The sequence below is a fragment of the Bacteriovorax sp. HI3 genome, assembly GCF_059738875.1.
Genome location: NZ_AP026946.1, coordinates 1,254,762 through 1,275,760, shown reverse-complemented (window position 1 = coordinate 1,275,760; position 20,999 = coordinate 1,254,762). Strand labels below are relative to the sequence as shown.

At 40.3% G+C, this 20,999-nt stretch carries 19 protein-coding genes; 9 read left to right on the top strand and 10 right to left on the bottom strand.

The window, feature by feature from the left end; translation table 11 throughout:
- The first annotated feature begins 152 nt into the window (after positions 1–152).
- The 4 genes from AC6JA8_RS06390 to AC6JA8_RS06375 all read left to right on the top strand — a co-directional run bounded on the left by AC6JA8_RS06390 (position 153) and on the right by AC6JA8_RS06375 (position 5,253).
- Positions 153–2,072 carry a methionine--tRNA ligase gene (locus AC6JA8_RS06390; RefSeq protein WP_497976304.1) on the top strand — a complete coding sequence of 640 codons (1,920 nt, stop codon included), beginning with the start codon at positions 153–155 and terminating at the stop codon, positions 2,070–2,072.
- Positions 2,073–2,246: 174 nt separating this feature from the next.
- The gene (locus AC6JA8_RS06385) at positions 2,247–2,954 is read left to right on the top strand and encodes a substrate-binding periplasmic protein (RefSeq protein WP_497976303.1); all 708 of its coding nucleotides are present in this window, start codon (positions 2,247–2,249) and stop codon (positions 2,952–2,954) included.
- Entirely contained in the window at positions 2,951–4,396 is a 1,446-nt protein-coding gene (locus AC6JA8_RS06380; RefSeq protein WP_497976302.1) for a sensor histidine kinase, read from the top strand. The genes AC6JA8_RS06385 and AC6JA8_RS06380 overlap by 4 nt, the downstream gene beginning before the upstream one ends.
- A gap of 8 nt (positions 4,397–4,404) precedes the next feature.
- The gene (locus tag AC6JA8_RS06375) at positions 4,405–5,253 is read left to right on the top strand and encodes a class I SAM-dependent methyltransferase (RefSeq protein ID WP_497976301.1); all 849 of its coding nucleotides are present in this window, start codon (positions 4,405–4,407) and stop codon (positions 5,251–5,253) included.
- Positions 5,254–5,255: 2 nt separating this feature from the next.
- On the opposite strand, the gene AC6JA8_RS06370 is transcribed toward AC6JA8_RS06375, so the two are convergent.
- On the bottom strand, positions 5,256–6,203 hold the full coding sequence (locus AC6JA8_RS06370; protein ID WP_497976300.1) for a prepilin-type N-terminal cleavage/methylation domain-containing protein: 948 nt from the start codon (positions 6,201–6,203) through the stop codon (positions 5,256–5,258).
- Positions 6,204–6,472: 269 nt separating this feature from the next.
- Here AC6JA8_RS06370 and AC6JA8_RS06365 point away from each other — a divergent pair, with 269 nt between their 5' ends.
- The gene (locus AC6JA8_RS06365; protein ID WP_497976299.1) at positions 6,473–8,581 is read left to right on the top strand and encodes a hypothetical protein; all 2,109 of its coding nucleotides are present in this window, start codon (positions 6,473–6,475) and stop codon (positions 8,579–8,581) included.
- Between the two features lie 15 nt (positions 8,582–8,596).
- Here the strand turns inward: AC6JA8_RS06365 and AC6JA8_RS06360 are convergent, their stop codons facing one another.
- From AC6JA8_RS06360 to AC6JA8_RS06320, 9 genes are all read right to left on the bottom strand, one after another.
- Positions 8,597–9,196, bottom strand: a complete 600-nt coding sequence (locus AC6JA8_RS06360; RefSeq protein ID WP_497976298.1) for a class I SAM-dependent methyltransferase — start codon at positions 9,194–9,196, stop codon at positions 8,597–8,599.
- Positions 9,197–9,283: 87 nt separating this feature from the next.
- On the bottom strand, positions 9,284–10,111 hold the full coding sequence (locus AC6JA8_RS06355) for a penicillin-insensitive murein endopeptidase (RefSeq protein WP_497976297.1): 828 nt from the start codon (positions 10,109–10,111) through the stop codon (positions 9,284–9,286).
- A gap of 41 nt (positions 10,112–10,152) precedes the next feature.
- Positions 10,153–11,550 (bottom strand): SDR family NAD(P)-dependent oxidoreductase, encoded by a 1,398-nt coding sequence (locus AC6JA8_RS06350; protein WP_497976296.1) that lies wholly within the window; start codon positions 11,548–11,550, stop codon positions 10,153–10,155.
- The gene (locus AC6JA8_RS06345) at positions 11,547–11,960 is read right to left on the bottom strand and encodes a nuclear transport factor 2 family protein (protein WP_497976295.1); all 414 of its coding nucleotides are present in this window, start codon (positions 11,958–11,960) and stop codon (positions 11,547–11,549) included. Before AC6JA8_RS06345 ends, AC6JA8_RS06350 begins: the two co-directional genes overlap by 4 nt.
- Complete coding sequence (locus tag AC6JA8_RS06340; RefSeq protein WP_497976294.1) at positions 11,957–12,484, bottom strand: DUF3833 domain-containing protein; 528 nt, start codon at positions 12,482–12,484, stop codon at positions 11,957–11,959. Before AC6JA8_RS06340 ends, AC6JA8_RS06345 begins: the two co-directional genes overlap by 4 nt.
- On the bottom strand, positions 12,481–12,978 hold the full coding sequence (locus AC6JA8_RS06335) for a chalcone isomerase family protein (protein ID WP_497976293.1): 498 nt from the start codon (positions 12,976–12,978) through the stop codon (positions 12,481–12,483). The genes AC6JA8_RS06340 and AC6JA8_RS06335 overlap by 4 nt, the downstream gene beginning before the upstream one ends.
- Before the next feature lie 14 nt (positions 12,979–12,992).
- The gene (locus AC6JA8_RS06330; RefSeq protein WP_497976292.1) at positions 12,993–14,195 is read right to left on the bottom strand and encodes a class I SAM-dependent methyltransferase; all 1,203 of its coding nucleotides are present in this window, start codon (positions 14,193–14,195) and stop codon (positions 12,993–12,995) included.
- Positions 14,188–14,919, bottom strand: a complete 732-nt coding sequence (locus AC6JA8_RS06325) for a DUF1365 domain-containing protein (RefSeq protein WP_497976291.1) — start codon at positions 14,917–14,919, stop codon at positions 14,188–14,190. Before AC6JA8_RS06325 ends, AC6JA8_RS06330 begins: the two co-directional genes overlap by 8 nt.
- Positions 14,916–16,202 carry an NAD(P)/FAD-dependent oxidoreductase gene (locus tag AC6JA8_RS06320; protein ID WP_497976290.1) on the bottom strand — a complete coding sequence of 429 codons (1,287 nt, stop codon included), beginning with the start codon at positions 16,200–16,202 and terminating at the stop codon, positions 14,916–14,918. Before AC6JA8_RS06320 ends, AC6JA8_RS06325 begins: the two co-directional genes overlap by 4 nt.
- A gap of 142 nt (positions 16,203–16,344) precedes the next feature.
- On the opposite strand from AC6JA8_RS06320, the gene AC6JA8_RS06315 reads away from it, so the two are divergent.
- The 4 genes from AC6JA8_RS06315 (at position 16,345) to AC6JA8_RS06300 (ending at position 20,973) form a co-directional block, all read left to right on the top strand.
- The gene (locus tag AC6JA8_RS06315) at positions 16,345–16,863 is read left to right on the top strand and encodes a lipocalin family protein (protein WP_497976289.1); all 519 of its coding nucleotides are present in this window, start codon (positions 16,345–16,347) and stop codon (positions 16,861–16,863) included.
- A 147-nt stretch (positions 16,864–17,010) separates the two neighbouring features.
- Positions 17,011–19,200 carry an OsmC domain/YcaO domain-containing protein gene (locus AC6JA8_RS06310; RefSeq protein WP_497976288.1) on the top strand — a complete coding sequence of 730 codons (2,190 nt, stop codon included), beginning with the start codon at positions 17,011–17,013 and terminating at the stop codon, positions 19,198–19,200.
- Between the two features lie 100 nt (positions 19,201–19,300).
- On the top strand, positions 19,301–20,071 hold the full coding sequence (locus AC6JA8_RS06305) for a DUF4423 domain-containing protein (protein ID WP_497976287.1): 771 nt from the start codon (positions 19,301–19,303) through the stop codon (positions 20,069–20,071).
- The gene (locus AC6JA8_RS06300; protein WP_497976286.1) at positions 20,068–20,973 is read left to right on the top strand and encodes a hypothetical protein; all 906 of its coding nucleotides are present in this window, start codon (positions 20,068–20,070) and stop codon (positions 20,971–20,973) included. Before AC6JA8_RS06305 ends, AC6JA8_RS06300 begins: the two co-directional genes overlap by 4 nt.
- Positions 20,974–20,999 lie beyond the last annotated feature (26 nt).

Genomic DNA, 20,999 nt, shown 5'->3' with positions numbered 1-20,999 from the left:
CTCTCGCCAGCGAAGGAAGTACTATTTTCGACGTTTTAGTTTTGATTGTTTCGCTATTTCTGAGTCATTATGTCCCATTTAGGGACATAGATTTCAAAATTCCTCAGACTATTTCTTGTGGGGATCGCTTGGAAGCGTTATAGTAGACTATTATGAATAAACCACAATACACTCCCCCAACAGACGTTAAATCAGTTCTCAATCTTCTCAAGCGACCGAAGACAGCGATCGTGACAGGCGGTATGCCTTACGCGAACGGACCTCTTCACCTCGGTCACATGGCCGGCGCTATTATTCCACCTGATATCATGGCCCGCTATATGCGCATGCTGATTGGCAAACAGAATGTTCTTTTTGTCAGCGGTAACGACGATCACGGCTCAACTTCAGAAGCGTCAGCTTTTAAAGCGGGAATTCCCGTAAGAGAATTCATTGATCAAATTCACGATAAACAAGTGCAGACTGTCACTCGTTATTCAATCTCATACGATATTTTCTCTGGAACATCTCAACCAGATTGTTACCCGACTCACAAAGAAGTCTGTCAGGACTTTATGCAAAGACTTTGGGACAACAAGATGCTGGAGAAAAAAATCACGAAGCAATGGTATGACCCAAAAATCAGCCGTTTCTTACAAGATAGAAACGTAACAGGAAAATGCCCGAATCCAAATTGTGCCAATACATCGGCCTATAGTGATTCGTGCGAAGTCTGCGGGACTCAATACGATCCTTCAGAACTTATCAATCCAAAGTCATCACTTTCAGACGCCACTCCAGAATTGAGAGACACAGCTCACCTGTGGCTTGATATGTGGAAAGTTTCTGACCAGTTAACTGATTGGATCAAGACGAAACAAAATAAATGGCGCAAAGGTGTTTTCAACGAAGTGTTTGAGACAGTTCAACCTGCGTTCCAGTTTGATAATACTCATGAGCCAGCATTTAAAGAAATGCGCACGACTCTTCCAAAGCATAAATCTCGTTATGCTCCTGGAAAAAAAGTTGTGGTTCAATTTGAAAATTTAAATGACTACGCTGCTGGGAAAAAAGCTTTAGAAGACAAAGGTATTGCCTGTGAAGCTCTCGATGGATGGGCCCACCGCTCAATCAGCCGCGATGTTGCTTGGGGAATTCCTGTTCCAGAAGGTATTGATCCAGAGATGAAAGGTAAAACTCTTTACGTGTGGCCCGATTCCCTGATTGCTCCAATCTCTTTTACGAGAGTAGCGCTGGCAAAACAAGGAAGAGACCCGAAAGAATGGGAGCGTTTCTGGAAAGACCCGGAAGCGAGAATCTTCCAGTTTTTAGGACAAGACAACGTTTACTTTTACGTTCTAATGCAAGGAGCGATGTGGATTGGCGTGCGTGGAGCAGACACGCCAGACTACACGATGACTGACGTCTACTCTGTTTTCCATTTAATGGTTAACGGTGAAAAAATGAGTAAGTCCACTGGTAACTACTACACAGGAGACCAGTTAACGGAAGAGATGGGCTATCATCCAGATCAACTTCGTTATTTCCTTTCTACTCTGAGTTTAGCTGAGAAACAATCAAACTTTGATTTTGAAACTTTTAAAGAAAGAAATAAATTTTTAGCTGGACCATTAAACGCAGCGATTGAAAAACCAATTGCCGCTGTTCATTCCAAATTTGGTGGAGTTGTTCCCAACGGAAAACTACTGGAGAAAGCTGAAAAAGAAACGATGAAGATCGTGCAGATGTATGTGAAGAATATGGAAAAAGCAGATCACATCACGCTTCTTGGCCAGATTGAGAACTACGCTCGTTTGATCAATAGCTTCTTTGTGCAGTATAAACCGCATGATGACCGCCATGATGAAACCGAACGCGCTGACGGGCTTTATTCATGTTTCTACATTCTGAAGAACTTAATGATTATGCTCCACCCATTTGTTCCTGAAACAATGGATAAGGTGCGTGTGTCGCTTAATCTTCCGGAGAGCATTTTCTCGATTGATGAATTGGGGCAACCGATTCCAGCAGGACATGCTATTGGACAAAAAGGCCAGTACTTCCCTGCAGTGGAAGGAAGCTCAGAAGAATAATTTTTTATACCGAACCGGACTCTTTCACATACATAAGTGTAACAGTCCGGTGTTTAAATAAATTCATCCTAAACATTTTCTTTCAAGCATGCATTCTCTTCCTCTCTAAAGCCCAATTTACTTATACATTGAACCACCACATAATTAAGCCATGACAGACAAGGGAAAAACCACATGATGCTTTCAAAAATGGCGATAGCTTTCTGCTGCCTCTTCCTTCTAGGAATAGCCCAGGCAGAAGTGGTTAAAGTCGGTGGCTATAACTTCCCTCCTTTTGTCGACAGAGACGGAAAGTCAGGTATGGTTTATGACCTGATTAGTAAACTTAACCAATCTCAGAATAAATATAAATTCGTCTTTAGCCTAACCAGCGCTAACCGCCGCTACCGCGATTTAAAGAGCGGTAAAATTGATGTTATTTTCTTTGAAGATGAGGCCTGGAGCTGGAATCAAGACAAAATCCCTCACCAGAAAACTGGAGTGATTTTGACAGGTGGAGAAATGTACGTTTCTCTACTCAAGCCTGGACGAGATCAAAAGTTCTTTGATTCATTTGAAGGCAAAAAGATCAGAGGGATTTTTGGCTATCACTATAACTTTGCCAATATGAAGACAGACCCGGAAATCTTGAGAAAAAAGGGCATCAGCCTGGGGCAAAATATTGAAGAAAACTTAAAAGACTTGATGAATAATAAAGTGGATATCATTGTCATTAATTCTTTTATGCTGGATAGCTTATTAAAAAAAGATAAAACATTATCAGGCAAACTTTTGATCAGTACAAAAAAAGACCAAAATTATCAATTGAGAATTTTACTAAATGAACGCTCACCTATTTCTTCTGCAGAAATAGAAAAATTAGTGGTTCCCTATTTAAAATGAGACTAAGTCACAAACTCTTAAGAGATGCTGCTATCTTTTTGATTTTAATTTCAATGCCGGTTTACTACCTGGCATTCACCTATTCTCTTAAAGAGTCTTCGAAGAGCCGTGAGCTTATTATTACACGTCAGCTTACAAGCTTTCAGAACACCTTAAAAGAGGCACTCTGGAACGGAGACTCCCCTTACACCAGGCAAATCGTCAACACTCTAGGAAATATTGAAGGTGTCTCGTCAGTTGTTCTCTATGACGATAAGATGGAAAAAATTCAGGAGAGCAACTCTCCGTCTAAGATGATCCCTTTTTCTCATGACATGTACAAAGAACTTGAGAGCAATCAGATCAAAAAAATCAAGACAAGGCCCAAAGGGACTTTTTTAGTTTCTCTAATCACCAAAAACACCGACCAAGGGCTAGAAAAGCTCGGGATTATTAAAATTGATATCCACTACAACGATTTAATTAAAAGTGCACATGCTCGCTCAAGAACAATGCTCGCGGTTCTCCTTGGAATTTTTATCCTGATTTTCTTTATTCAATTCCTCTATCTAAGAGAATTTCTCATCAAGCCTCTTTCAGATTTCGAGAAGGCCATCTCTGAAATGAATGTTTATGCCGACATCAAACTCAAGGAAGACTCGAATCATGTTTTTGAGATTGCGAATCTTGCCAAAACCTTCAACCAGATGGGTGAAGAACTCAAAAATAGTGCCGGCATTATCAATCAACAACAAATGCAAATGATCAATGTCAGCAAGATGTCAGCTCTGGGGGAAATGGCCTCAGGAGTGGCCCATGAAATTAACAATCCACTTATGATCACAACTGGTTTTTTAGAGCGCATTCAGAAAGCCGTTCAGAGTGATCCTGAGAAGTATTCAGAGATTGCGATGCACACGGAAAAAGCACTTAAGGGAACCCAGCGTGTAGCAAAAATTGTCAAAGGCCTTCGAAGCTTCGCCCGCAATGGAAGTAAAGATCCGATGCAGGAAGTTGAAACGGAAAAAATCATCTCAGAAACACTGGAATTATGCTTTGAACGATTCAAGTACGGTGAAATTCAACTAGAGATTACGAAAACAGTGAGCGGAAAAATCATCTGTCGCGAGTCTCAAATCTCTCAAGTTCTTTTAAATCTTCTTAACAATGCTTATGATGCTGTAACTGAAATGCCTTCAAAAGATAAATGGGTAAAGGTTGAAGTTGCGGATTCGGCCGATCAAAATAAAATTCTTATATATATTACTGACTGTGGTCCCGGAATCCCAAAAGACATTGCTTCTAAAATTCTTGAACCATTTTTTACAACGAAAGAAACAGGCAAAGGAACGGGCCTTGGGCTCTCTATCTCTGTTGGTATTGTAGAAGAGCATGGCGGGAAGTTATACCTCGATCACGGTCATGAGCATACACGATTTGTCCTTGAATTGCCTAAAGCTTAGGAGCCCCTATGAAAATCGAAGCCGACAGCACCGCCATTCGAACTGCCCTTTGGAGGGCCATGCACAAACTTGTCGACTCACCTCCTCTCATTATCGATGACGAAATTGGTTTAAAGTTAATAGCACCTCCCTCTGATTGGAGGGAGCGCCCAGATATGCACCCAATCGGCACAAGAGGCTATCGCGCTTCAATTGTGGCCCGCGCCCGCTTAATTGAAGATCTCGTCGAAGAAAAATATAACAAAGAAGGTGTTGATCAATATGTCATGTTGGGTGCTGGCCTCGATACCTTTGTTCAAAGAAGGCCTGAGCTTGCCAGCAAACTTAACGTTTTTGAAATTGATAAGCCAAGTGCCTCTGGATGGAAAAAAGAGCGCTTACTTGCCTCTGAGTATGGCATTCCCGCTTATCTACATTTAGTACCAGTTGATTTTGAATCCAATGAATCATGGATGAAACAATTACAAAATAATGGTTTTGATAAGCAGAAGCCAGCAGTGATTACCTCTACCGGAGTGACTTTGTATCTTACAAGAGAGGCCATTATGGACATGCTTAAGCAAGTCGCCTCTTTTGCTCCTGGCTCTACCTTTGCCATGACCTTCATGCTTCCTGCTGAGATGGTTCCCGATGATGAGCGCCCGGCCTATCTCATGGTTCAGGAGCGGGCCCGCGCTTCCGGCACACCTTTTTTAAGTTTTTTTCATCCTGATGAAATGATAGCGATGGCGCGCGAAGCGGGCCTTAAAAAGATTCAACATATTTCTACTGAAGAGATGAAGACGAGATTCTTTAACAACCGCGCAGACGGATTAATGACCGCGACCGGTGAAGAATTTCTCATCGTGACGACCTAAGATTATTTTTTCATACAGACGGCATAAGCTGTACTCGTCGCACACTCCATGCTCACAGACCAGGAAGTCGTAGATGAAGGATAATTTTGAGTCGCAAAACGATGCTCTTCAGGACAGCCACAAGAAGCATTAAAGGTATAACCACCACCGACGACAGTATGCCCAGCAGGGCAATAGGCCGTAGAAACTCCACGGCATGATGAAACAGAACCATTCACAATCGTAACATCACCAGCTCCTCCGCCAGAATTTTTCCAGACGGAGCCATCACAGTACGCAGGCTGGCCATTAGAGCTATTGTATCCTTGGGCACCAATGACAGCGCAACCACTTCCCACAGTCACGGCACCAGGACGGATAGTACCGGCCACTTCTAATTTAGCATTCGTAGGACTCGTGGTCCCCACTCCAACATTTCCGTTGTTGTAGTAAATGTTGTTAATATTGGCACCTGTTCCTCGAAGCCAGATATCACTTGTCCCGGTTGAGGTTGCCCGACAAGAAGTCACGGCCCCTGGAGCTCCGGTATAAGTGATATTAATTTTTTTAATGACCTCTGCTGCGCCTGCAGTCCCTTTTAAGATGGCCTTGTTATTAAAACGAATATCAAGCACTCCATCTGGAGCAGCTCCCGAAAATGCGTATGAATTAATTTTAATATTGGCATTACCATATCCATTTGCCGGAGCATTGGAGTCGGTTTTTATATAGTACTTACTGTTGATATTTGTAGGAGTCGTTGTGGAAATTAAAGTCGCAAGACATACAGCAGGATCTGACAGAAGCCCATTAATCTCATTGGTGATCATGCTCACTTCATTGTCAAAAGAGTTCTTAGCGACGCTTTTAGTTTGGGTCTTGGTTAGTTGCAAACCGACATAGGCCAATCCGGCCAAAGCGGCAGCCGCAATCATAATCTCAACGAGAGAAAATCCTTTATTTTGTTTCATCCATGCGCCTATTGGTAATTATGCAATCTTTTAATTATTTCTTGAATCGCCAATTAGGTCAACCCTCGGACATGTTCAATTTCTCTAAAGGTGTTAGGCCGGTTGAATTCGTTGCCAGTCAAAAACACCTGGGACGGCCACCCTTTCTTTCGGGTCACTTTTAAGTGTCCAATTTTATGGTAAAGCCCTAAATACCTGCAACATGAACATGCATTAAATAAAATCTTAGTTACAATTTATAAGTACAAACCCACTGATATGGAGTTCTCTTGAAAAAAACTACCCTACACTCATGTTCGATTGTGTTCTTCTCGTTTTTATTCTCCTTTCATTTATCTGCTGCAGATAATGGGGATCTCATTGAAAAAGATGAGAAGTACCAAAAAGCAAACAAGGAATTCGAACTTATTCTCAAGGCGGCCCAAGACGTAGGAGCAGCTGAATGTAAAACAGATAAAGGAGAACTTCCAAGATCTGCCTACCTTTGGTTTAACGAAGGAAAAAGACTCTTAGGAAATGAAGAGAGAAATTATAATCTTTTTAATTCTGAAATCGCCCGCATCCAGAAAAAAATGCAGACAACCGGAGGCAGTGAGCTTCAGGCAGAGTCTCTCCTAATTCTTTCTCAAATCCATACTCTTGAAATCAGTTTTTTAAACGGTAGAAATGGACGAATTCAGGCAAGAAAAGATTTTATGACTGAATTTAAAAACGCCAAAATATCTGCTCAAAGTGAAGAGAAAAAGTGGCTTAAGACTTTTGATACAACAGTAATGGAAGAAGGACTTCAAAGCGCATTATCAGTGGCCCAAAAGGCCTGCGATGATAAAATCAAAGGATGTGAAGAGGCCAGAACTCAAATCCAACTGAGCATTGCCATGGCCGCAACTTATAAGGGACTGTACCTAAGAAAAAATATTCCAAGTAAAACGGCCAATGAGGATCTTAAAAATAAAGAACTACTTCTACTGACTTCCGTTTCCATGATTCCTGCACCTACAGATTCAAATTATGACTGGAAATCTCCTGCAATGAAAGTCGTGACACCTATGATGGAAGAAAGACAGCGCCTCGGAGTGCACTGCCCGGAAAGTGCTGATAGTAAATCCCAAAAGAAAGCTGTTCAGATTGCTAAAATTTACGAAGATAAAACAAAGTCTGATGAAGTCAAGGCCGAGGAGATGAAAAAAGTTGATGTCTCTCTGGCCAATGCGCTTATCGGTGGTGGTCTTAGTGTCGCTGATTTAAAACGCATCCCTGAGGAATGGACTCGTCAAAATCTCCTGATTGCCCAAGGTCATGACAGAGAGCCCTTTTTTGCCGAGATTGAAACGAAGGTTAATGCACTCATTGCCGCAGACCAGGAAAAACTCGCTTTTATTCAAGAGAAAAAAGGAAAAATCCTAAAAATGATTATGGCATTAGGTGACCTGACAAAATATAAAATTGATATCGAAGCTGAGTGTGGTGCCAATCCTAATCCTGGAGTTTCAATTTGCCCATCAAATGGAAATCCACTTTGTGACCCGGACAGCCCTCAAAGCGTAAGATCGAGAGAGTATGGATCATGCAGTTACCTGGCCACACAATACAACGATCAACTTACACAATTGAGTAAGGCCAGCGAAGAATTAAAAAATAACCCTAACGTCGTCGCAGTTGAGGCCCATTACATTGGTACAGTCGGGCCAATCTGGAGAGCGAAAATAAAAAATGCCGACGGGACATACAGCTATAAAAATATTATCGAAGCGGCCAGCCAGTACGGTACAGATGCTTTTGGTAATTACGCGGGCTTTGGAGGAGTTCAAAACGATCCACAATACGCTAAGCCGAAAAATCAAGAAGTATCACCGAGCACTCCTTCTCCGTCTTCTGGTTCTAGTTCTGGTTCTGGCACCTCTTCAACTCCTGCGGCAAAGACAAATAAGACAGCTGATTCAAAAACAAAAGCGAAGAAACGCAAAACCATTGAAGTTGCCGGAGTCACAGAAGAGCTTTCTGTAGAAGATGATAAGACCTATAACAAGTACTATGATCAAATTTCAAAAGAAGAAGAAAAAAACCGCGCTAAAATTCCAACTTACTGCGGAAGTTCTCCTTGCAAAAATGCAGTTAATGGACTTGCTCCTAAAAATAAGGAGTGTGAAATTGCAGATGCTGATGCTCCAAAATTAAAGGAATATAATCTATGTGTGATGGCCGTCAACGAACACAATTTTAAGTTAGATGCCGCTATCAACTTAAGCTCATACATTAGAACGCATCCTGATTTTATTGAAGTGGCCAGATCTCCTGAGACAAATCTATGGATGGCCAAAATGAAAAACACAATTAAGGGTGTTTACTATCTTCCGCTAAATTACACTGAAAATTAAGATAAGAGGCTCCGCTTAATCGCGGAGCCCTATATACTGAACGACGGAACTTAACCCGGAATGATACTTCCCTTCAATCACTTCACGTTCAAGCTGCTCTAGTTTAATCACTTTTAAATCCGGCAGTTCTTCTTTAAGGATGTCAGTCGATAAAAGCAGATCCAAGTTTTTTGGTCCACCTGTTTCATACTTTAACTGCTCATGTGAATAAGCTTCCATGATAAAGAGTCCACCCTTTTTAAGGCCTTTGGTAATTTTTTGATGAACTTTACGTCTTAGTTCAGAAGGCAAATGCCCAAAAATTGAAACAATGGCATCCCACTTATTCTCACCAAAATCATAATCTGTCAGATCAGCAGCATAAGCTTCGATAAGAAGGTTTTGTACTTTTGCTTTTTCTTTTATTTGATTGATTCCTATGTCTGATTGGTCTACCGCCGTTACATTAAAGCCTTGTTTGCTTAAATAAAGGGCATTACGTCCCTGACCTTCAGCAATACATAAAATGTTGGCCCCAGCTCTTAAAAGCTTTATCTGCTCTTTTAAAAAGGCATTAACGTCTTCACCATAGACATCTTTTTCTAAAAAGCGCTCATTCCAAAAATCTTTATTCATAAAAACCTCTTGCCTCATCCTAACATAATAAATGAAGCTCATTCTTGCTTTCTTAAACTCTTAATTGATACCCTTTTGCTATCAATCCTAAAAAGTCTCATTATAAAAAGAGCATTCTTTTGGAAGCTTTTTAACTTTTTCCAGATAAGCAGACTTTAAGCTCTCCCAATTATAATCCTTGCTCCCTTCGCTGGCCTCTTTGGTAAACCACCAATTCAACTCTTCACCGCATCCATCTCCGGCAGGTATGGGGTTCTGGGAAATACATAACGGGCTATCAAGAGGACATTTTAAACGGACATGAATGTGATCATCATGGCCCCACCAGGCCCTTAGTTTATGTTGTTCATCTGCTGTGAGCTTTTGCTCCTGGCATAGTTTCTTTTTAAAAGCAGGATTAATAAATATGCGCTCTACGGATTGGTCCTGAGCAAAATACTTAATCATCTTTATCTGATCAGCACCCAGCTCTTCCATAGGCTTCATATCTTCAGTTTCAAGCTCACGGAAGGATATAGTTGTATTGGCCGAAAGAACCTTAAACCAAACGTCAACATCCAGTCCCGTCTGATGTGAATTGTGTCCAGTCAAAGTAGGTCCCCCACGAGATTGAGAGAGATCTCCAATCATGAGAATTTTCTTTTCTTTGGCAAACTCATCCGAAGCCTTTGTCAAAAGACTAATAAGATCTGGGTGTCCCCAATATCTTCCTCTCTTTACTTGAGAGATAAGAAGTCCTTTTTCTTTTCCTGTGAATGTTTGAGCGCCCTTTAAACAACCTAGTGCGTACTCTCCAATCGCCTCACTCTTATCCTCTGTCGGAAGCCTGGTTGAAAGGCGTGAAGTAAAGTCAGGTAAATGAGAGCAACTGGCGAGAAAACATAAACTCAACCCAAGAATCATAGATTTTTGCATAGACTATCCTATAAATGGTATGAGTTTATTTTGACACAACTCTAGAGCGGCATCAATGCTCGAATTCTTTGCAGCAGTTCTTTGCGTTGAGCGGGTGACGGTACATACTTTTGTGAAATGTAGGGAGAAACCTCTTTTCTGTCGAAGTAAAATTTTCCAGATTGAGGTGCCTTTTCACTCAATAAGCACCAAACGATGGTGTCGGCCCCTTCATATGCATTTCTGAGCCTATTTTTCATAAAGCGATAAAAGCCCGGAAGGGCCTCTTTAAGACCATCAGTTCCAACCCATCCAGGATGCATGCTCACAATAAAAAAATCGCCCCATTCTGGATTCTTTGCCAGCTCCTCTACTAACGTGACCTGTGCTCTCTTGACGTTGGCGTAGGTGTCAACCTTATTATAGTTTAAATTGTGAAACAACGAATCCAGGCTGAGCTCCTTTAGATACATCCCACCTGAACTCACCCAAACGACTCTGGCCCCCGCTTTAAGCTTATGGAATTGTCTTAACCAATACAGGAGATAATAATGCCCTAGAAGTTGAGACGCACACTGAAGCTCAATGCCCTTTTCATTAGTTGTCATCTTCTCAGGCATCCCTCCCGCATTAAAGACGACGCCTTCTAAAATTTCTGATTTTCTGGCGAATTCATAGACTTCTTGCCAGTCTGACATATCCAAAGAGATAAAATTGAGATTCTTGTTTTTCCTTTCTAGTTCGGACCCCTTTTGCTGGTTGCGACCTGTGACAAAAACATGATGCCCTAATTCTGCCAGAGTTATCCCCGTCTGCTCACCAATTCCTCCCGTTCCGCCTGTGACTAAAATATTTTTAGGATTTTTTGGTGGAAAAAAAGATTCATTAAAATTTTCTTGATGACGCTGAAACCCTGTTTTATCAAAAGAAAAGAAGATTGTTTTATCTAAAAAAGAATTCCAATAATCTTTTTTGAAATACATTCTTATACTCAAAGGGAAAAAAACTGCCCAGAAGAGAAACTGAAACAAAAGGTATGTGTTTTCTTTTTCAGGTGCAACGGCAATCGCCCCTAGTTTTGCAGCAGACCAATAAGACATAGCACCCCCAACTCCCCCGACGACCGAGACTAACCATGTAGGCAAAGTTTGAAACTTTTTAAAGATGACTTCATAGTAAAGTGGGAAAATGATCCACAAAGGTAAACTTTCATAGTGGTATGAGCCCAAAACAGGAATATGAAAATAAAGAAGAAGGACATCATTAATCAAACCAGCCGTCACAAAAAGCACGAGCAGAAATAAAAAACGCCCGGCACTTACTTTCGGGCGAAACAAAATGTAATCACCGGCAAAAAGCGCAAGAGCTATCAGGATAAAAACAGTTAAAGGGATTGATTTTGAAAATAAAACCACTGCAAACCAGAACAGCTGCAATAGAATGATTTTTCCAATAATCATGTTGAGCTGACTTTCCTGCGGAAAGCTCCGTACATTTTTCCAATGAATGGAATTTTTAATAAGAGTTCCTCTCCCACATCCCAATAATCTCTGTGATAAACCACCTTTTGATTATTAAATTTAAAATGTGAGCTCCCATGGATGACTTGTTTTTTGCCTTTAAAAGAAAATATAAAATTCCAGGTCACGAAGGCCTGGTTATCTTTTTCAATAATGTCAGAAAACTCAAAGCGCGGATTTTGCATATTTTCAAACATGTCATTAAAGATCAGCGCGATTTTGTCACTGCCTCTAACTTCATTAAATGGGTCTTTAAAAAAGGCCTGAGGATCGTAATACTCATTAATTTTCCCCAGACTACCCTCATCTAAATTTCCATACCATTTAAGGAGTCCTTCTAGTGCGCTCATTTCCCCTCCTTTTTGGTCATAATCAATGTGACTTCTCCGACATTAAAGCCCCACTTCGTCATATAAGACCTGGCCAGGAGTGTATTTTTATCCAACAGGAACATCCAGTCTTTAAATAGAATGTGAAATGTTTTATCCCCAACCGGAACATCAAGTGTGTACTTAAAATAGAAAGCATTGCCTGAAACTTCTCCATCTGCAACACCGATCACATCTCCGGCCACACCTTCATATTTCCCGGGAGCCGTCTCAGTCAAACGCCAGACTCGCGTACTTTTACTTTGATCAGAGTATTCAAATTTTTCATCTAATGTACAAACATTGCCTTCCCATGAAGCGATGATATCGACATTAAATCTCTTAATCACTTTACCAGAACGGTCTTGAACTATACCTTGGGCATAAAGTTTACCGTCAAAAAAAGAGCGAAGATTCAGCTCTGGCCTTTCCTCTTTATAATCCTGTAATGAATGATTAGAGCAGGAAAAAGTTAACAAGAGCATTACCCCCAATAAGAGTTTCATATATTTTTCCCCAGTAATTTATTTCTAAGATCAGGTGCACTGGTTTTTTCACCAAGCCATATTTCAAGAAATTTTTTTGAAAAGTTGAGATCGGCCAATTTTCCCAATTCTTTGTCCTTATTAAGAAAAAAAACAATGCCTTCTTTAGGATTAAAACTTGCTTTGATCGTGTCACCTTCTTGAACATCGGGAAAAATTTCCAGAAGTTTCGGTGTCCACTGTTTTAGCAGGTCATCTGAAACACCAGCATTTTTTAACTCTTTCACACTTTGAGTGACGATGTCTTTACCTTTAAAAGACCTGCTGTATTTAAGCTCTAAAGCAAGCGGCTTCTCAAATACATCATCACCCGGGTGTGCCCAAAGTCTCGCTTCATAAATATGAAGAAAAAGCCACTTATAGTCTCCTCTGCCACGCAAAGGAAGGTCGTCCTGGGCATTGACAGAAAATAATAAGATTCCAAAAAAATAAAAAAACAGGGCAATCTTTTTCACAACCCTCTCCTCAATTATTTAGTCAGATAAAATTGATAAACTCCAATCTTGCCGGCCTCAAAGCCACCGCGGCAGTAATTGAGATAAAATTTCCAAGTGCGGATAAATTTCTCGTCAAAGCCATTCTTTTTTACATCTTCAAGAGAAGACAAAAACTTTTCTTCCCACTGCTTTAAAGTTTCCGCATAATCCAGACCAAACTCGATACTGCCGGCAATCTTAAAGCCTTTTTGTTCAGATACTTTCCTGAAGATCTCAGGAGACGGAAGCATCCCTCCGGGAAAAATGTACTGTTGGATAAAATCAGTGCCTTTGCGGTATGAAGAATAATCCTGGTCATTAATTGTGATTGTCTGGATGATCAGTTTCCCGCCATCTTTTAAGGCAGACTGAAGCCTGCTGAAGTAACCACTCCAATACTCTTCACCAATGGCCTCAAACATCTCAATAGAGACGATATGATCATACTTTCCCTGGATATCACGGTAATCTATAAGTTTCACAGTGGCATAGTCTGCATATTTCTCTAAGCGCTCTTTGGCAAAATCATGCTGCTCTTTTGAAATGGTGATCCCTGTCACCTTAACACCTTTTTGGGCAGCATACTCCATGAAGCCTCCCCAACCACAGCCAACTTCCAGGATATGATCTCCCGCTTTTAAGTTTAATTGATCAAGGATGTTTTGATACTTATTATTTTGGGCCTCTAAAAGACTTATATTTTTTTGTTTGAAAAGAGCACTTGAATAAGTCATGCTCGAATCCAGCCACAATTTATAAAAATCATTACCCAAGTCATAGTGAGCATGGATATTCTTCTGGCTTCCTTTTTTTGAATTGCGGTTAAACAGGTGCTTTAATCGGTAAAATAAGATTTTAAGAACTGAACCTTTGATCACTCTTTCCAGTGAGGCCTTATTTTCAATACCAAATTTGATGAGGGTATGGATATTATCGCACTCCCAAAGGCCAGCGATATACGTTTCGCCCAGACCAATATCACCTTTTAAAAAAAGCTCCTCACAAAACTTCCAGTTTAAAATGTGGATCGTAACGTGTTCACCTTTATGTTTTCCCAGGTAATTTAAGTATTCACCAGCTGGAGTTAAGATTGTCACTGATCCATATTCAATCTTCGACATCATTTCTAAAAAGAGCACAACCCAATTTGAAGCGGGAGTCTCTTTTCTTAAAATTGCACTTTCCATATTACTCATAGGTCACCTCATCTTTACCTTTAACTGGCTTAGTATAAAATTTTATTTTTTTCAGATAAAGAAACATTGCTTGGACATGAATAAGCACCACAACGGCCATGGTGTAAAAAGGATACCTAACAAACAATTTTAAAAGGTTTTGATCATTGAAAGCGACTTCATGGCCTGAAATGGAAGTCATAAGCTGCAGCTTATCATCAAAAAAGTAATTGATCTTGACTCTATCCCTAGCTCTCAAATCAAATTCATAGCGTCCTTTCACATCATAGAAAGGTGAAACATGAAAATATTTATTTAAATAATTGACCTCTTGGGCCGGATTATTTTTTAATACATAGTTATGGGACTCACCAAACGTATTGTTTACTTCGCAAATGACCGCGAGCAATTTTTCTTGCTCATAGCAAAACCAAAAGCTGACAGGATTAAACACGTACCCCATGACGCGAGGAAAAGTTTGAAGAACGATCTTTCCTTGAAAGTTCTTAATACCTGACTTTTCTAAAATCTCTTTGGCCCATTGTGAAAGTGACGAGCCATCGCGATGGCCATGGTCCTTTTCATAAAAAGAAAAAAGATTAAATCGATTGACGCCAAAAAGTTTGGATTTAAGAGATTCCATCTCATCCAAAGAAAACTTCAGATAAAAACCGGTATAGAGAAACTCATTTACCTTGGGTAAAAATCTTTTATGATAAATTTTTGCCCGGTATAATGCTTTCATAGAATTTCTAATTGTTCGCTTTTTTTATTCTCATTTCTCAAAAAAGCATTGATCGCTTCTTTGGTGCTTAGAATACCGTCTTCATGAAATCCATAGCGCATCCAGGCCCCTGAAAAATACACATTGTTTCTTCCTTGCATTTTTTTCATTTGCTCCTGACCTTCAACTGCTTCAGCAGAAAATAACGGGTGTTCATACTGGATAACTTCAACCGTCTTCTCTTTTTTTATAGGAACAGATGGATTCAAAGTCACTATAACAGCTTTCTTAGTGACCAGTTCCTGCAGTTTGTTTATAAGATAACTTACCGACACTGCTTCAGAAGAATCTTCTCGTTTAGCTGACAAATAATTCCATGCAGACCACACGGATTTCTTTTTAGGAAGAATGCTCTCATCCATATGTAAGACGGCCGTATTGGGCTGATAAAGAAATTTCTGCAGGCATGCCTCCAAATCTTTTTCCGAGTCTTTCAAGATCTCCAATGTCTGCGGAGGATGAGTGCAAAAGAAACAATAATCAAAGGCCTCTTCTCGTTTGGCCGTTTTAACAATTAAATGGCTGCCTTCTTTGTGCACAGATAAGACGGCTTCATTTAAAAATTTTCTTTCAATGCCAGAGAGGGCCTTTTTCACATAGGTCTGGCATCCGTTGACGACAGTTTTCCACTGAGGTCGATCAAAGATCTGCAGTAGTCCATGATTCTGGCAGAAAGTTAAAAATGTATAGGCCGGAAAATCCAGCATTTTAGTCGTTGGTGAGGACCAGATACACCCTCCCATTGGAAGCAGATACCAGTCTTGAAAATCCTGCGAGTAGCCCTTTTCAACTAATAGCTCTCCAAGGCTCATGCGTCCTCTTTGTTTTGATTCCTCTAAATAGGCCTGCGCATTTTTATTAAAGCGTAGAACTTCTTTAAGGAAAAAATAAAAGCGCGGGCGAAAGATGTTTTTAGTTTGTGCAAAAAAAGTCATCAGGTTAGAGCCTGCCCAGGTAAGATTGTCACTTAAGCGCATGACACTAAAACTCATTTCGCTAGGGTGTGTCTCGATTTCTAATTCATCAAAAAAATTTATGAGGTTCGGATAGGTACGGTTATTGTGGACTAAAAAACCTGTATCCACATGATGAAGAGTTCCATCAATATTAACGTCTCTTGTATTAGTGTGGCCGCCGAAGTAAGACCCCGCTTCAAAAAGAGAGACCTCATACCCTAACTTGTTGAGGTAATATGCCGCCGAAACACCTGAAATTCCTGAACCTATAATTGCAACTTTTTTCATATAAAGAGGATATGCCATCACCATGTTCTAAGCAATTAGAACGGGGGTAGACAATTGTTCGACTACCCGAAAAGACACTTAACAAGTCCATTTCCAATAGTTATTTTAGTCTTGTTGAAAACTATTTCTTTATGGAGGCTTCATGAAATCTTTAATTGCTATTTTAATGTTATTTTCGTTCTCAACATGGGCCCACGATGCTCTACCGACAGCTTCATATGTTGACGTAAAAGAGTACGTTGGGAAATGGTACGCAGTGACTGCACTACCACAAGTATTCACAAGAAACTGTGTCGCACAAACTGCTGATTACGCCATTAAAGATGAGAAAACTATTTCTGTTCTCAACACTTGTATTAAGAAGAACGGAGCAACAAAAACAATTAAGGGACAGGCCGTTGTTATTAACCCGACTACAAACTCAGAGCTGATCGTTACGTTTGATAATTTCTGGACTAAACTTTTCAAAGTTAAAGGCGATTATAATATCATCAAGATCGATGAATCTTACTCAACAGTTCTTGTAGGGTCTAGAGATCGCAAGTCGCTTTGGATTCTTTCTCGCACTCCTTACGTTGATGAAGCAGTAAAGAAAGAATACTTAGATTACGCTAAAAAACTGAAGTTCGACACGTCGAAGGTCGTCGACTCTCACTTCTAAATAAGTAGGGGCCCGGCAGTCCTTCGCCGGGCCTTGTCATATCAACAAGTTACCATCTCTCTATCCTCTCCTATACCAATGTAATTCTTACCTTTCCCAGGCATATTCAATATTCACAATGCATTCGAAGTGATATTGACTGAGGCTATGCAAATCAACGTACGTTTTTTAGACAATCTCAAAGTAGAAGCAAAGTTCGACGACTATAGCCTGGTTGCTGACCAGCCTATTCGTTATAAAGGCGACGGGACAGCACCAAGTCCATTCGATTACTTCTTAGCTTCAAGTGCAATGTGTGCCGCTTACTTCGTGAAGGTGTACTGTGCCGCTCGCAGTATTCCAACTGATGATATTCGCATCACTCAAAACAACATCGTCGATCCGGAAAACAGATATAAGCAAACATGGACAATTGACGTAGAACTTCCAGAGTCTATTTCAGAACATGACCGCGAAGGGATTTTAAAATCCATCGATCGCTGTACGGTAAAAAAAGTTATCCAACAAACTCCAGAATTTATTATCAACACCCATAATGTTCTTGGAAAAGATAATGCTGGTCTGATGTACAATCACAATACAGCTTCAGATGCTAAAACGATGATCCTGGGGAAAGACTGCTCGCTCGAAGAGACTATCCAGAACATGTCGTCGATTATCGCTAGTCTTGGGATTAAAATTGAAATTGCTTCGTGGAGAAATCCTGTTCCCCATGTTTGGTCAGTTCACGTACGCGACGCTGATTCTCCAATGTGTTTTACAAATGGTAAAGGAGCTTCAAAAGATGCGGCCCTGGCCTCTGCTCTTGGAGAATACCTTGAGCGTATTAGCAATAACTACCTTTACAACGACTACTACCTTGGTGAGGAAATCGCTCAAGGTGATTTCGTTCACTACCCTTCTGAAAAATGGTTTAAGCCAGGAGCAAAAGATGCTCTTCCAAAGGGCCTGATGGATGATTACCTTTTAAGCATCTATAACCCGGAAGGCGAACTTAAGGCCTCTCACTTAATCGATACAAACTCTGGAAACACGAAGCGTGGAATTTGCGCCATTCCATACGAGAGACAATCTGACAAAGAAATTGTCTATATCCCGGTGAACCTGATTGGAAACCTTTTCGTCAGTAACGGAATGAGCGCCGGAAATACAAAATACGAAGCTCGCGTTCAGTGTCTTTCAGAAATTTTTGAAAGAGCTGTTAAAAACCAAATTATCCTGGAAGAAATCACACTTCCTGATGTGCCTGCTGACGTCCTTGCGAAATACCCAAAAATCGTTGAAGGAATCAAGAAACTTGAAGCAGAAGGATTCCCGATTGTAGTTAAAGACGCTTCACTTGGCGGGAAATTTCCGGTCATGTGTGTGACGTTAATGAATCCAAAGAATGGTGGAGTTTTCGCTTCGTTTGGAGCTCACCCGAAATTTGAAGTCGCACTTGAGAGGAGCTTAACAGAACTTCTTCAAGGAAGAAGCTTTGAAGGCTTCAACGTTCTTGCCGCTCCTACTTTTAACCAAAGTGCGGTGACTGAACACAACAATATTATCGACCATTTCATTGATTCAACTGGCGTTATTTCATGGAAATTCTTCAGTGAAAAATTTGATTATGATTTTTCTCACTGGGATTTTTCTGGTTCAACAGAAGATGAATACAACTATTTGATGGATATTTTAAACCAACTGGAAAAAGAAGTTTACATCGCTGACTTTGAAGAGCTTGGCGTAAAAGCTTGCCGTATCTTAGTTCCTGACTACTCTGAAATTTACCTTCCAGAAGACTTGATTTGGGACAACCACAACAAGGCCTTGAACTTTAGATCAGATATCCTTAACCTCCACTCGCTGGATGATAAGGCCTTGAGCAAACTTGTAAAAAAACTTGAAGAAAGTGAACTTGATAACTACACAAAAATTTCTGAATTAATCGGAATTGCCTTTGATGAAAATACAACCTGGGGCCAGCTGGATATTGGTGAATTGAAATGCCTTTCACTCCTGGCCCTTAAACGCTTTGAAGATGCCAAAGAATATGTCGAAATGTTCATGAGTTTTAATGATAACTCTGCTGCACGAAGAAGTTTCTACCAAGCGCTTAATGCTCTCTTAGACATTGAGCTAGATGAAGAATTTGAAATCGTCGACTATCTTCCAAATATGACGAGAATGTTTGGAGCGGAAGTGATGAAAAATGCCGTCGGAACTGTCACAGGTGAAGTAAGATTCTTTGGACTGCCAAAGACTAATTCTGACCTAGAAGGCCTCGATAAACATTTAAGACTTATTGAAAGTTATAAAAAGCTTCAAAAGGCCAAAAGACAATACGCTTCTAAATAAGAGAAAACTACATTAACAATCTGGGACATTGTCACACATATTGTGTAATTTTGTTCCGGATACTTCATAAATACGGGCCAATGTTGTACGTTTATCATTCATGAAAAACTCTAAATTTCAGCAATATATTGCCAATGAATTTGAGAGACGCAAAAAAATAAATCCGCGTTACTCGTTGCGTGCTTTTGCCCAACACCTCAACATTCAGGCTTCACTACTCTCTCGCATCTTGAGAGGAAAAATTCCTTTAACTGAAAAGGCACTCAATCGTTTTTGTGAGCCTTTAAATATTGGCCAGGCCGAATATAAGGCCTTCAGCCGAGAAATCCACGACGAAAAAGTTTCGCGTGGATTAAAAGACCCTAATGAAGTTGTCCGAGAAATTAACCTGGATGAATTTAAGTTTATTCAGGACTGGTATCATTTCGTTATCCTCGAATTAGTCACCCTGCCTGGCTTTCAGGCCAACCCTGAATGGATCTCCAAAAGAATCAATATCAGCAAACCTGAGGCCCAAATGGCGCTTAAGCGTTTGATGGATATCGGAGAATTAGAGAAGAATGCAAATGGGGAACTCGTCCCTACCCATAAGGCCAGTATCCTTATGGAGCAAGGGCTGACCAATGCTGCTTTCAAGCAGCGCCAAAAACAGGTTCTAAAAAAAGCAATTGAGGCCATGGATTTTATTCCGATTGAACAACGTGACCAAAGTGCAATGACTATTCCTGTTGATCAAAACCTGATGCCAGAAATTAAAGAACGAATCAAAAAATTCCGTCGTTCACTGGCAACTTATATCGAAAAAAACAACCAAGATGCAGACAGTGTTTACGAACTCTCAATTTCATTCTTTCCATGGACTCAAAAATGAGATTAATGACTCTTCTATTCTGTTTAACTCTTTTGTCTTCTCCTGCTTACGCATGGAGAGAGAGTCACGGTGGTGATTCAATTGTGGCCGATTTTATCGGCAGAACAAATGATCTCATTAAAACAAAAGCCCTTATTCAAGATGAAGAAATAAAGACCAACCTGGAAAACATGGCCAATCTTCGCAACAGCATCCTTGTTGTAACCATGGATCGTGTCTTTGATGAATATGGCAAAGAAGTGCCGGCCCTTACCACATGCTATTGGCAAGAGCATGATGGACGCATGGTTTGTAATATTGCAATCAACCGCTACAACTACCTATCACTAGAAAAAGACAGCGCTCAAATAAACATCTGGAACAAAGAAGAAGTCATCGTTGACGAGTTCTCAAAAATTCTTAACATACCGGAAAAATCAAAGCGTAAACTTCTCAATGAGTTAAAAAAATTTAACAGAGACGAAGAAAAAACGAACTCTAAAGAGACTTTTGAAGAACCTATTCAGGACGATACAGTCAAAGACTTTATCAAAACAACTCATACTCTCCTGGAAGACTTAAAAACTATTGAGAATCCTTCAATTAAAAAAATCTACAATAAGATACTATATGCTGTTTCCAAAACAGACTATGTAGCCTACAGAAGTGTGCATCTTGATAATATCGAAAAAGATGCTGTTAACACATGCCTGAGCGTGGTTAAAACTGAATCTTCTTGCACTATTATTATCAATGCTCCGAGATGGGCCCAGTATCATGCGGGCCTAACGAACCAGGCCGAAAGAAAAAAAGAGCAACTGGTTCTCCATGAGTTTCTTGCAGTCATTCAAGAGAATGACCGAGATTATTCTCTGTCCGAAAAAATCATAAAAATGCTGGAAAAAATCAGGGCAAAAAGATAATCAAAACAGACATCATTTCGTGACAA